This is a genomic window from Paraburkholderia sp. A1RI_3L (assembly GCF_048957895.1).
GTDB classification, from domain to species: domain Bacteria; phylum Pseudomonadota; class Gammaproteobacteria; order Burkholderiales; family Burkholderiaceae; genus Paraburkholderia; species Paraburkholderia kururiensis.
The window spans coordinates 26,014-38,732 of the sequence record NZ_JARCHA010000015.1 but is presented as its reverse complement, the minus strand read 5'-3'; the positions used below and the strand labels follow the sequence as shown (position 1 = coordinate 38,732).

Sequence of the window (12,719 nt, the reverse complement as noted above, 5' to 3'; positions counted from 1 at the left end):
TGTCGTTCAGATTCAAAACGGTGAAAGCGGTCAAAACCGTGCAAGCGGTATCGCCGCGCGCCTCATCCCGCCGCAAAAAAGGGCTTGCCGAGCGAGGCCGGCGCGTTGAGGCGAATCGTGGTCGGGTTGCGCGAAATCAGCACGAGCACGACGATGGTCGCCACGTAAGGCAGCATCGCGAGGAACTGCGTGGGCACCGCCACGCCAACGCCCTGCGCGTAGAACTGCAGCCCGTTCACGGCGCCGAAGAGCAGCGCGCCCACGAGCAGCCGCCCGGGTCGCCACGTCGCGAACACCACGAGGGCGAGCGCGATCCAGCCACGGCCGGCCGTCAACTGCTCCTGCCACAAGTGCAGTTGCACGATCGAGTAGTAGCCGCCCGCGAGCCCCGCCATCGCACCGCCGAAGAGCGTTGCGCCGTAGCGCACGCCGATCACGGGAAAGCCGACCGAATGCGCGACCTGCGGCGACTCGCCCACCGAGCGCAGCACGAGCCCCGCGCGCGTGCGATAGAGGAACCAGGCGACGAGCGGGAACATCAGGAACGCCAGGTATTCGAGCGGACGCAGGCTGAAGAACGCCGCGCCCAGCACGGGAATCTTCGCGAGGCCCGGAATGGGCCAGGCAGCAATGGTCGCACTCACCGCAGCCGACGTGTAGGGCTTGCCGACGTAGGCTGAGAGCCCGATACCGAAGATGGTCAGCGAAAGCCCCGTGGCCACCTGGTTGGCGAGCATCGTGAGCGTGAGGAAGCCGAACAGCAGCGCCATCGCCATGCCCGCGCCAACGGCGGCGAGCACGCCGAGCCAGGGCTCGCCTGTCACCGTGGTCACGGCGTAGCCGCTCACGGCGCCCATCAGCATCATGCCCTCCACGCCGAGGTTGAGCACCCCGGACTTTTCGGTGACGAGTTCGCCGATGCCCGCGAACATGAGCGGGATGGCGGCGAGGACGGCGCTGGAAACGAGTGCGCTGGCTTGTGGAATGTCCATGACGAATCGCGTAGCAAAAGCGGGTTACGGAAGCGGGTTACGAAAGCGTGTTGGGGTTATCGGGCGATGCCGCGTTGCACATTGCTGCCGGCTTCACTGCGCGTGCGTCACCGCATGGCGCCGCCGCACCACGCGGTAGTTGACGAACAGGTCTGCGCCTAGCAGGCAGAACAGCAGCAGGCCCTGGAACACGCCCGAGAGCGCCTGCGGCAACTGCATCGAGGTCTGCACTGCCTCGCCGCCCAGGTACAGCAGCGCCATCAGAAGACTCGCGAGCACGATGCCGAGCGGATGCAGGCGGCCCACGAACACCACGATGATCGCGGTGAAGCCGTAGCCCGGCGACCACGTGGCCTGCAACTGGCCGATGGGCCCGGCGATCTCGCCCATGCCCGCAAGGCCCGCCAGGCCGCCGCTCGCGAGCAGCGTGGTCCAGATCGCCTTCTTGTCGGAAAAGCCCGCGTAGCGCGCCGCGAGGGGCGCGAGCCCGCCCACGTCCATGCGGTAGCCGGCAAAGCTCTTGCGCATGAAGAGCCAGACGAGCGGAATGGCCGCCAGCGTGACGAAAATCGATGCGTTCAGGCGCGTGCCGCGCAGCCATTTGATGTGCCAGTCGCCGCCGAAGGTGGGGTACAGCGCGTCGCCGCTGAACATCTCCGAGAGCGGGAAGTTCATGCCTTGCGGGTCGCGCCAGGGGCCGCTCACCAGATACACGAGCAGTTGCGTCGCGACATAGGTGAGCATGAGGCTCGTGAGAATCTCGTTGGTGTTGAAGCGGGTCTTGAGGAACGCGGGAATCGCGGCCCACAGCATGCCGCCTGCAATGCCCGCGAGCATCATCGTGGGCAGGATCCACCAGCCGCTCGACTGATCGAAGTAGATCGCCACGCCGCTCGCCGCGATGCCGCCCAGCAGCATCTGCCCTTCCGCGCCGATGTTCCAGACGTTCGCGCGATAGCCGAGGGCGAGCCCGAGGCCGATCAGACACAGCGGCGACGCCTTGAGCAGCAGTTCGCACCAGCCGTTCACGGACGAGATGGGCTCGATGAAGAAGGCGCGCATCGCTTCGCCGGGATCGCGGCCCACGAGGCCGAAAATCAGAAAGCCGATGGCGAGCGTGAGCAGCGCCGCGACGAGCGGCACCGCGAGCTGCATGGCGCGCGACGGCGTGGTACGGGCTTCGAGTCGGTAGGCAAACGTCATGGTGCGTGTGGTGAGGCGTGGTTCTGTGTTGTTGTCGATGCCCGCATGCTGCGGCGGATGGCGCGCAGCCTGCGAGGCGGGGTGCGCCGCGCCGTCACGCGTGCGCCGGTTCGCCCGAGCCGCCCGGCACCGCGTTCGCGCGCTCGCCGAAGAGCCCGGCCATCCAGCGGCCAATCTCTTCCGCGTTGGTGTCGCCCGTGCGGCGCACCGGCGACAGGCGCCCCCGCGCGAGCACCGCGATGCGGTCGCAGATGTCGAACAGTTCTTCGAGTTCCTCCGAGATCACGAGGATCGCCACGCCGCTTGCCGAGAGATCGAGCAACTGCTGTCGAATGAACGACGCCGCGCCGACGTCGACGCCCCAGGTGGGCTGCGCGACCACCAGCACCTTCGGCGCCTGCAAGATCTCGCGGCCCACGATGAACTTCTGCAGATTGCCGCCCGAGAGACTTTGCGCGAGCGCGTCCGGGCCGCCGCAGCGCACGTCGAACGAATCGATGCAGCGCTTCGCGAAGTCGCGCATGGCACCCGTGCTGATCCAGCCTGAGCGCACCATCTTCTGGCGGTGCGCCGTGAGGAGCGCGTTCTGCGCGAGCGACATCGCCGGCACGGCGCCGCGTCCCAGCCGCTCTTCGGGCACGAAGGCGAAACCGAGCGCGCGCCGTGCACCGGCTGAAAGCTTGCCGGCAGCCTTGCCGCAGATCGTCACGGCGTTCGCGTCCGCGCCGCGGCGTTCGCCCGAGAGCGCCGCGAGCAACTCCGCCTGGCCGTTGCCCGACACGCCGGCAATGCCGAGAATCTCGCCCGCGTGCACGGCGAACGACACGTCTTCAAGCGAGGTGCCGAACGGGTCGTCACTGGCCGCCGTCAGGTGCTTCACGTCGAGCAGCACGTCGCCTGGCGTATGCGCGCGGCGCGTGTAGTCGGGCAGCGAGTGGCCCACCATCAATTGCGCGAGTGACGCGTGCGTTTCCTCGCGCGGTTTCACGTGCCCCGTTACGCGGCCGCCGCGCATCACCGTGGCCGTATCGCAGAGCTCCTGGATTTCGTCGAGCTTGTGGCTGATGTAGAGAATGCTGCAGCCCTCGGCCGCAAGGCGCCTGAGGGTTTCGAAAAGCTTGCGAACAGCCTGCGGCGTGAGCACGGAAGTGGGCTCGTCCATGATGAGCAGGCGCGGGTTCTGCAGCAGGCAGCGCACGATCTCCACGCGTTGCCGCTCGCCGACGGTGAGGCTGTGCACGTGGCGCTGCGGATCGATGTCTAGCCCGTATTGCGCCGACACCTCACGAATGCGACGCGCGAGCGCCTTGAGATCGAACGGCTCGTCGAGCGAAAGCGCAATGTTCTCGCCCACCGTCAGTGTTTCGAACAGCGAAAAATGCTGGAACACCATGCCGATGCCGAGGCGCCGCGCCGCGGCCGGGCTCGCGATCTCGACGCTCTCGCCTTCCCAGCGGATCTCGCCCGCATCCGGGCGCACAGCGCCGTAGATGATCTTCATGAGCGTGCTCTTGCCGGCGCCGTTCTCGCCGAGCACGGCGTGAATCTCGCCGGGCGCCACCGTGAGCGTCACGTCGTCGTTGGCGAGCACCGCGGGGTATTGCTTCGTGATGCCCGTGAGCGCAAGCCTGGGCGGGGTGGCCGTGACGGTGGCCGCGCCTGCGGGGCCGCGTGAAGATGAATCGCTCATGTGTTTCCGTATTACGTAGTGCCTACGAGGCGAACCGGGCTGCAAACTGGCTGCAAACCCGGGCTGCAAACCGCGCGGCCGGCTGGACCACCGGCCGCGCGGCACGCGAAATGACGATACTTGTTCACAGTGCCAGAGTCGAGCCTTCAAAAATGCCGGGAGACCGCGCCAGTCGTGCCTTTGCGGGTAACTCTCCCTTGACGGCCTTTTCTGTCCATACTAAAAACGATATACCCACCCCACCGTTCGATCAGCCAGCCCATATAGTCCGGAGAGTCCATGAGTCAGCAACGCGAGGCGATCGACACGTACCTGTTGCGCGTCCTGCACACCCTCTTGATGGAGCGCAGCGTCACGCGCGCGGCCGTCAAGCTCAACCAGTCCCAACCCGCCATCAGCGCCGCGCTGCGCCGCCTGCGCGACATCACGGGCGACCCGCTGCTCGTGCGCGGCAAGTCCGGCATGGTGCCCACCGAGTACGGTCTGCGCCTGCTCGAACCCGTGCAGAACGCGCTGCGCGAAATCGAGCGCATCCGCTTCCAGCAGCACACGTTCGACCCGGCCACGTCGATTCGCTGCTACCGGATCGGCTGCCCCGACTACCTCAACGTCCTGTTCGTGCCCACGGTGATCGAGCGCTTCCGGCTGGCCGCGCCCAACGCGACGCTCGAATTCCACTCGCTCGGCCCGGCGTTCGACTACGAACTCGCGCTGGAAGACGGCAAGCTCGACATCGTGGTGGGCAACTGGCCCGAGCCGCCCGAGCAGCTGCACCTCTCCAACCTGTTCGTCGACCAGATCGTGTGCCTCATGAGCAACACGCACCCGTTCGCGCGGCGCGGCACGCTCACGCTCGACCAGTACCTCAACGCGCCGCATCTCGCGCCTACGCCGTATTCCGTGGGCCAGCGAGGCGCGATCGACGTGCATCTGGCCCGCGAGCGGCTGAAGCGCCACGTGGTCGTCACGCTGCCGTACTTCAATCTCGCGCCCTACGTGCTCGTCAAGTCGGACCTGATCTTCACCACCACGCGGCTCTTCGCGGACCACTACGCGAAATTCCTGCCGCTCACCGTGGTGCCGGCGCCGCTCGACTTCCCCCCCATGCAGTACTACCAGCTCTGGCACGAGCGCTGCCATTACTCCGACGAAGTGCGTTGGCTGCGCGGGCTTGTTGCCGAAGCTACGCGCGCGTTGATCGAGAAGGCTTGAGCGGGGCGGCCGGCGTTCTCTCGCCGGTTTCTGCTGCGCTTTCTCTGCGCTTCGTCTGCTTCGTCTCGACTGTCTGCTTCCTCTCGTCTGCCTGCTTTCGCCGGCCTTCTTTCGCTGGCTTCCCTTCTACCCAGCCGCAGCCGCCAGTTCGGCGGCCAGCCGGTTGTGCCGCTCGATCACGGGCCCCAGCTCCACCGTCTGCAGCACGCCGTCCTTCACGACGATGCGTCCGTCGATCACGCTCAGCGCCACCTGCGACGGCGCGCAGAACACAAGCGCCGCCACCGGGTCGTGCAGCGCGCCGGCAAAGAGCGGCTGGCGCAGGTCGAACGCCACGAAGTCGGCAGCCATGCCGGGTGCGAGCGCGCCGATGTCGTCGCGGCCCAGCACGCGCGCCCCGCCCAGCGTCGCGATGTCGAGCGCCTCGCGGGCTGTCATCGCGTCCGGCCCGAAGCCGACGCGCGCGAGCAGCAGCGCCTGGCGCGCCTCGGCCACCATCTGCGCGCCGTCGTTGGAGGCGGAACCGTCCACGCCCAGCCCGACCGGCACGCCCGCGCGACGCATCCTGCCGACCGGCGCGATGCCCGACGCGAGCCGCATGTTCGAGCACGGGCAATGCGCGACGCCCGTGCCCGTGCGCGCAAAGAGCGCAATGCCCGCGTCGTCGAGCTGCACACAGTGCGCATGCCAGACGTCGTGGCCCACCCAGCCGAGGTCTTCCGCGTACTCGGCCGGCGTCATGCCGAATTTTTCGCGGCTGTAGGCCACGTCGTTCACGTTCTCGGCCAGATGCGTATGCAGCGAGACGCCGTAGTGCCGCGCGAGCTTCGCGGACTCGCGCATCAGATCGCGGCTCACCGAGAACGGCGAGCACGGCGCCACGACCACGCGCAGCATCGCGTAGCGCCCGTCGTCGTGATACGTCTCGATCAGGCGCTGCGTGTCGGCGAGAATCGCGTCTTCGCGCTCCACTACCGCGTCGGGCGGCAGACCGCCGTCTTTCTGCCCCACGCTCATGCTGCCGCGGCTCGCATGAAAGCGCATGCCGATCCGTTGGGCCGCGGCGATGCTGTCGTCGAGCCGGCTGCCGTTCGGGTAGAGATAGAGGTGGTCGCTCGACGTGGTGCAGCCCGAGAGCAGCAGTTCGGCCATCGCCGTGAGCGTGGACACCTCGATCATCTCCGGGCTCAGGTTGGCCCAGACGCGGTACAGGCTCGTGAGCCAGCCGAACAGCTCGGCGTTCTGCGCAGCCGGCACGGCGCGCGTTAGGCTCTGATACATGTGGTGATGCGTGTTGACGAGCCCTGGAATCACGATGTGTCCGCGCAGGTCCAGCACCTCGTCGGCATCCGCGGGCAACTCGCTCGTGGGCCCCACCGCGACGATGCGGTTGCCTTCGACGTAGAGGCCGCCGTCGCGTATCTCGCGCCTTGCGCCATCCATCGTGACGAGCATGTCCGCGTGTTTGACGAGCAGCGTGCGGGCGGCGCGCGGCGCGCCCTTGCCTGCCGGCAATGCAGTCAAAGGCGCGGCGTGTTCGCCTGCCGTGTTCGTGTGCGCGGCCTGTATCCGCTGTTCGGCCTGTCCTGCCGGTTCTGCCGGTCCTGCCTGCCCCTCTTGCGTCCTGCGCCCGTCCTGCTGCATTGCCATTCGCGTCTCTCCCGTCCGTGTGCGCCCGCCGTTCATTTCATGTGGCGCGGCGCCTGAAAGGCTGTCCGAACGCAATGCCCGGCACGCACCGTGCCGACGCGTTCCGCTCTGAACGCCGCTGGCCCGGTTACCCGGCGTGCCGCCGTCTTCGGGACGCGCAGCCGTGCTGCGCATGGCATAACCTTCGACGGCCAAAATTGCCCTGGCAATGCGCGCCGCTGCGATACCCGCCCTCAGCGTGGCGATATAACGGCCAATTTTGGTGCCGGTACGATCGGCAGCAGGGGGCGATCCGTGCCGCTTTCCTGCTCTGCCGCGCGGCGCACGGGCGCGGCCCACATGCTGCTGGCATTATCTTTCCTATCGCTCGCCCGCAGAGCCGGCGATCGTTCATAGAATCACCCTCACGGCGCTCGCATCGATCCGCCGACGGGTATGTAGCCACTGACGTGGAGCCTCGATCCGCCGCCAGTAGTTCTGGATCGGATCGGGCTGCCGCCGAAACCTCGCACACAGGTCGAACCGACACAAGGAAACTGCGAATGGGCAAGCTCACTACCCACGTGCTCGACACCGCCAACGGCCGTCCCGGCGCGGGCGTCAAGGTCGAACTCTTCGCGCTCGCGGGCGACACGCGCCGCGCGCTGAAAACCACCACCACCAATCACGACGGGCGCTGCGACGAACCGCTCCTCGAAGGTGCCGCGCTCGTGACGGGCGAGTACGAACTCGTCTTTCACGCGGGCGACTATTTCGCCGCCATGGGCGCGCAACTGCCGCAGCCGCGCTTCGTCGATCGCGTCGTGCTGCGCTTCGGCATTGCCGATGCCAACGCGCATTACCACGTGCCGCTGCTCGTCTCGCCGTGGTCGTACAGCACGTATCGGGGCAGCTGACGCCGTCACGCAGGCGCCGCTTCCGTGCGCGCGCCGCAACACGCGTTCATCGATCAACCCGCACCACCGGAACCGAAAGCCTGCACGCGCGGCTAAGCCGCCTCGTGGCATGAGCCGTTCCGGCATAGAAAGAATCAGGAGTGGAGGCGTTTCATGGAAGGCTTTATCACCGACTGGCTGAACCTCGCGATCCGCTGGCTTCATGTGGTGGTCGCGATTGCCTGGATCGGCGAGTCGTTTTACTTCGTCGCGCTCGACAACAGCCTCAAGCCGCCGAAAGACCCGCAGCAACGCCAGCGCGGCGTGTTCGGCGAACTCTGGCACGTGCATGGCGGCGGCTTCTACAACATGCAGAAGTACACGGTCGCGCCGCCCGAAATGCCCGAAGACCTGCACTGGTCGAAGTGGCCGTCGTACACCACGTGGATGTCGGGCTTCGCGCTCTTCACGGTGCTCTACCTCAGCGCGCCGAACACCTACCTCATCGACAAGAACGTGCTCGACATGGGCCCCGTGGTGGCCATCGCGTCGGCGCTCGGCTTCCTGATGGCCGGCTGGATCGTCTACGACTCGCTGTGCCGCGTGCTCGGCAACCGCGACAAGGTGCTGGGCGTGTGCGTGGGGCTCTACGTGCTGGCCGCTGCATGGCTCGCCTGCCATGTGTTCGCGGGGCGCGCCGCGTATCTGATCGTGGGCGCGATGCTCGCCACCATCATGTCCGCGAACGTGTTCTTCGTGATCATTCCCGGGCAACGCAAGATGGTGGACGCCATGCTCAAAGGCGACACGCCGAACCCTGTCTACGGCAAGCGCGGCAAGCAACGATCGGTGCACAACACGTACTTCACGCTGCCCGTGGTGTTCGCGATGCTCTCGAACCACTACGCGATGACCTACACGCACGCCTACAACTGGGCCGTGCTCGCCGTCATCATGCTGGCCGGCGCGCTGATCCGTCAGTTCTTCGTGATGCGCCACCGCGGCCAGGTGCTCTGGTATCTGCCGGTGGGCGGCGTCGCGCTGCTGGCGGCTGCGCTTGCATGGACGTTGCCGCGCCCAGTGGTCCCGCAGGCCGAAGCGGCCAACGCGCCGAAGGTGCACCTCGCCGACATCGCCCCGATCCTGCAACAGCGCTGCGTGGCGTGCCATTCGGCACACCCGACGCTCATGGGCAGCGCCCCGGCCGGCGTGATGTTCGACACGCCCGCGGAGATTTCGCAGAACGCGCAGCGGCTGTACCAGCAGGCGGTGACCTTGAAGGCGATGCCGCTCGGCAACGTCACGCACATGACCGACGAAGAACGGATGAAGATCGCAGCGTGGTTCCAGGGCGGCGCGGTGCAGTAACCAGGCGGGAGATGGGCTGTGGCTGTGGCTGTGGCTGTGGCTGTGGCTGTGGCTGTGGCTGTGGCTGTGGCTGTGGCTGGCGCAGTCCAGTGCTGCCACGGTCGGACGGCCCGGCAATCGTGCGATGGTGCGCGATTACCGGGCTTTTTTGATTGCGGGCGCGGGTTCATGGCCACGATGGCGTGGGCAATGGCTCAGGCCCGCCGCCCATCATCCATCGCCGATCGCTCGCCGAGCTTGCGATGCTCGTGGTGTGCGACGTTGTCGCGAGAGATGTGTAGAGCAATCGCGAACGCGTCTTCGCGTGCCGCACAGGCAAGGTCCGCATGGACATCGCCCGCTAACCAGACATCGTTCCTCAACGTCCAGATACGACAAAGCCCGAGGCCGATACAGCCGCGGGCCCTTCTTCCATCCGCGAAAGCAGCGCTATCGCCTGTTGCCGCCGGGTCCGACGCAGCGATCGCTCAACGAACCACTGCCCTCAGCGCCTCTTCCGTCAGCCACAGCGATTCCTCGAGATCCTGCTCGTTCAGATTGAGTCCGTCGCCGCCGCGATCGACGACGATGAAATCGCTCACCTCACCGAGCGCGATCAGCGGATGGTGCCAGACGCCCTTCGCGTAGTTCACGCCCTGCCAGCCGCTCGTCACGAAGGCGCGAATACCCTGCGGATCCAGCACGCCCGCCGGCGCCACGACGACGAGATACGGCCGGTCATTGAGCGGCACGAACGCCTGCGAGCCGAGCGGATGACGCTCCAGCATCGTCACCTCGAAGGGCAACTGGCGCGGCTGGCCGCGAAAGAGATTGACGAGCGGGCGACCGCCCTCGTCCGCCACGTCGATCTTCGCGAGGTCGTGATAGCGGATCGTGGTGCCCAGGTTGATGGGAACCTGCTTCGCGCCCTCGAGTTCGATCACGTCGCCGAAGGGCGCGAACACGGCGCGCGTGAGGGGCTCGATCGCGAGTGTCTTCATCGTTGCTGTACTCATGCCAGCGTGCCCCAGAGGCGCAGACGCGAAACGCCGCCGTCCGGAATGATGTTGAAGCGCACGTGCGTCACGGGGCCGAGCGCCGCCAGCTCCGCTTCGAAATAGTGCTGCGCGTCCATCTGCAATTTCTGTTCGCCGAGCAGCACCGGCCAGAACATCGCCTGGGTGATGAGCGAGCTGTCGGTGCCGCCCGTCACGCGCGCGGCCTGGATCGAGCAGCGGTCCGGATAGTTGCCCTTGAAGTGCGCCGTATCCACTTCGACCTTGCGGATCACGCCGGGCTGCGCGAGCGCGATGATGGCCCAGTCGTTGCCCGGTTCGCGGCGGCGGCGCGTCTCCCAGCCGTCGCCCATGTTGACGCCGCGGCCCGGCATCAAGAGGTTCGAGGCCGCGCCGAAATGCTGGTTGTTCGCGGCCACCACGTAGGCGCCGTTTTCCATGGCGGCGAGGTCGAACAGTTCGCTGCGGCTCGCGCCCGCCCAGTCCACCTGCGGCTGTCCATAGACGCGCAGCCGCGCAATGCCGCCGTCGGGATAGATGTTGACGCGCAGGTGCGTGAAAGCGCCCGTGTTCGTCACGTCGACGTAGTGGTGGCTGTTGCCCTGAAGGGTGGTGGACGGCACGATCTCGGTCCACTGCGTAGCGGCGCCTGGCGCCCCGTCGGCCACACAAGCGGCCTCGATGGATGCCGCGGGTGGGAAGTTGCCGGTGAAGTGGCTCGTATCGATGTCGAGGCCCTTGATGACGCCCGGCCGCGCGAGCTTCACGATGCACCAGTCGTAGCCTGCCGTGCGCTTTCGGCGCGTCTCCCAGCCGTCCATCCATTTGCCGTGCTCGTCGTACTTGCCCGGAATGAAGACGGCCGGCTCGGGATTCAGCATGCGGTCCTTCGGCGCGAAGAAGTCGTCGCTCGCCTCCAGCGCCGCTGCGCCGAGGCGCGGGTCCGCGAGATTGACGTAGCGGCGCGTGAAATCGGGCGCGTTGGGATCGAGAGTCGGGAGTGCCATCGTTGTCTTCCTTGGGTGTGTCTGTGTCGGGAAATGCCGTCTGTGACGACGGTCGGATGTGTGTGGTGTCAGGCGCGCGACGCCGGCTCGTCGATGAGTTCGTCGAGCCTGAAGCGCGCAATGCGGTATATCTGGTCGAGGCTCGCGCGCAGTTCGTCGGCGCGGCTGTTGTTCACGCGCGCTTCGAAGTTCGCGATGATGCCGTGGCGGTCGTAGCCGCGCACGGCCAGGATAAACGGGAAGCCGAATTTTTCGCGGTAGGTGCGGTTCAACTGCTGAAGCCGGTCGAACTCTTCCTGCGTGCATTGGTCGAGTCCGGCGCCGCTCTGCTCGCGCGTGGATTCGGCCGTCAGTTCGCCGCGCACCGCGGCCTTGCCCGCCAGTTCCGGGTGCGCGTTGACGAGCGCGAGTTGCTTCGCCTCGCCCGCCGCTTCCACGGCCTTCGACATCGCGCGGTGCAGCGCCTCGATGCTCGCGAACGGTCGCTCGCCCGCTACGGCCTCGGGCACCCACGGCGAATGCTCGAAGATGCCCGAGAGCGCGGTGACGAACGCGCGGACAGGCAACGCATTGATCTGGTCGAGGGTATGGCGCATGGCCTTCATGCCGCGGCTCCGCGGCCCGTCTGCGCATACGGATGCCGTTCGCGCCAGTGGCGCGCGATGTCGACGCGGCGCGTCACCCACACGCGGTCGTGCTGCTCGATGTGATCGAGAAAGCGCTGCAACGCGCGAAAACGCCCCGGGCGACCGAGCAGCCGGCAATGCATGCCTACCGACAGCATCTTCGGCGCTTCATCGCCCTCTTCGTAGAGCACGTCGAAGGCATCTCGCAGGTAGGTGAAGAAATGGTCGGCGGTGTTGAAGCCCTGCGGCGTGGCGAAGCGCATGTCGTTGGTGTCGAGCGTGTACGGCACGATGAGTTGCGGCACCTTCGCGCCGCCCGTCACGTCCACCTCCATCCAGAACGGCAGGTCGTCGCCGTAATAGTCGGAGTCGTAGAGAAAGCCGCCGTATTCGGCAACGAGCCGGTGCGTGTTCGGGCTGTCACGTCCGGTGTACCAGCCGAGCGGCCGCACGCCCGTGACGCGCTCGATGGCCTGCATGCCGAGCCGCATGTGTTCCGCTTCGCGCTCGGGCGCCATGTCCTGATAGTGAATCCAGCGATAGCCGTGACATGCAATCTCGTGGCCCAGCTCGACGAACGCCTTCGCGACCTCGGGGTTGCGCTCCATCGCCATGCCCACGCCGAACACCGTGAGGGGCAGACCGCGCTTTTCGAACTCGCGCAGAATGCGCCACACGCCGGCGCGCGAGCCGTATTCGTAGATCGACTCCATGCTCATGTGGCGCGACGGATACGCTGCTGCGCCCACAATCTCGGAAAGAAACTGCTCGGACGCCGGGTCGCCGTGCAGCACGCAGTTCTCGCCGCCCTCTTCGTAGTTCAGTACGAACTGCACCGCAACGCGCGCGCGGCCGGGCCAGTCGGCCTGCACGGGATAACGGCCATAGCCGGCCAGATCGCGGGGATAGTGAGAGTCGAGTGTCATGATGGAAGGCAAGTGTCGAAACGGAAGAAGGCGGTGCGCGGCGGGACGTAATGCCTATGCGGGGCCCGTGCGATGCGTGGATATCGGCCGCCTTCAGGACCGGACCAGTGTAGCGAAAACAGTCCGGGGCGCCCATACAGCGGGCGAGATAGTACCCGTCAGCAGCGATGTATGT

11 protein-coding genes are annotated in these 12,719 nt (G+C 66.7%); 3 read left to right on the top strand and 8 right to left on the bottom strand.

The genetic code is table 11. The features are described from left to right. Nucleotides 1-62 precede the first annotated feature (62 nt). The 3 genes from PXJ20_RS28285 to PXJ20_RS28275 all read right to left on the bottom strand — a co-directional run bounded on the left by PXJ20_RS28285 (nucleotide 63) and on the right by PXJ20_RS28275 (nucleotide 3,885). Nucleotides 63-992 (bottom strand): ABC transporter permease, encoded by a 930-nt coding sequence (locus PXJ20_RS28285; protein WP_421029206.1) that lies wholly within the window; start codon nucleotides 990-992, stop codon nucleotides 63-65. Nucleotides 993-1,085: 93 nt separating this feature from the next. Next, nucleotides 1,086-2,195, bottom strand: coding sequence for an ABC transporter permease (locus PXJ20_RS28280; protein ID WP_026121692.1), 1,110 nt, complete (start codon nucleotides 2,193-2,195; stop codon nucleotides 1,086-1,088). A 94-nt stretch (nucleotides 2,196-2,289) separates the two neighbouring features. Continuing rightward, nucleotides 2,290-3,885, bottom strand: coding sequence for an ABC transporter ATP-binding protein (locus PXJ20_RS28275; RefSeq protein WP_421029205.1), 1,596 nt, complete (start codon nucleotides 3,883-3,885; stop codon nucleotides 2,290-2,292). A gap of 279 nt (nucleotides 3,886-4,164) precedes the next feature. Here PXJ20_RS28275 and PXJ20_RS28270 point away from each other — a divergent pair, with 279 nt between their 5' ends. Next, entirely contained in the window at nucleotides 4,165-5,097 is a 933-nt protein-coding gene (locus tag PXJ20_RS28270) for a LysR substrate-binding domain-containing protein (protein WP_017775976.1), read from the top strand. A 126-nt stretch (nucleotides 5,098-5,223) separates the two neighbouring features. Here PXJ20_RS28270 and PXJ20_RS28265 read toward each other — a convergent pair whose 3' ends face one another. Next, nucleotides 5,224-6,747: an 8-oxoguanine deaminase gene (locus PXJ20_RS28265; RefSeq protein WP_421029204.1), complete on the bottom strand. Its 1,524-nt coding sequence runs from the start codon at nucleotides 6,745-6,747 to the stop codon at nucleotides 5,224-5,226. 542 nt (nucleotides 6,748-7,289) lie between these two features. Between PXJ20_RS28265 and uraH the strand changes: the two genes are divergently transcribed. Further along, entirely contained in the window at nucleotides 7,290-7,643 is a 354-nt protein-coding gene (uraH, locus tag PXJ20_RS28260; protein ID WP_421029203.1) for a hydroxyisourate hydrolase, read from the top strand. A gap of 153 nt (nucleotides 7,644-7,796) precedes the next feature. Further along, complete coding sequence (locus PXJ20_RS28255) at nucleotides 7,797-8,990, top strand: urate hydroxylase PuuD (protein ID WP_421029202.1); 1,194 nt, start codon at nucleotides 7,797-7,799, stop codon at nucleotides 8,988-8,990. 467 nt (nucleotides 8,991-9,457) lie between these two features. On the opposite strand, the gene PXJ20_RS28250 is transcribed toward PXJ20_RS28255, so the two are convergent. The 4 genes from PXJ20_RS28250 to puuE form a co-directional block, all read right to left on the bottom strand. Further along, nucleotides 9,458-9,970 carry an ureidoglycolate lyase gene (locus PXJ20_RS28250; protein WP_421029201.1) on the bottom strand — a complete coding sequence of 171 codons (513 nt, stop codon included), beginning with the start codon at nucleotides 9,968-9,970 and terminating at the stop codon, nucleotides 9,458-9,460. Nucleotides 9,971-9,981: 11 nt separating this feature from the next. Then, nucleotides 9,982-10,992 (bottom strand): allantoicase, encoded by a 1,011-nt coding sequence (gene alc / locus PXJ20_RS28245; protein WP_421029200.1) that lies wholly within the window; start codon nucleotides 10,990-10,992, stop codon nucleotides 9,982-9,984. A gap of 68 nt (nucleotides 10,993-11,060) precedes the next feature. Beyond that, nucleotides 11,061-11,597 carry a 2-oxo-4-hydroxy-4-carboxy-5-ureidoimidazoline decarboxylase gene (uraD, locus tag PXJ20_RS28240; RefSeq protein WP_199540107.1) on the bottom strand — a complete coding sequence of 179 codons (537 nt, stop codon included), beginning with the start codon at nucleotides 11,595-11,597 and terminating at the stop codon, nucleotides 11,061-11,063. Further along, on the bottom strand, nucleotides 11,594-12,544 hold the full coding sequence (puuE, locus tag PXJ20_RS28235) for an allantoinase PuuE (RefSeq protein WP_277597927.1): 951 nt from the start codon (nucleotides 12,542-12,544) through the stop codon (nucleotides 11,594-11,596). The genes uraD and puuE overlap by 4 nt, the downstream gene beginning before the upstream one ends. Between the last annotated feature and the right edge of the window lie 175 nt (nucleotides 12,545-12,719).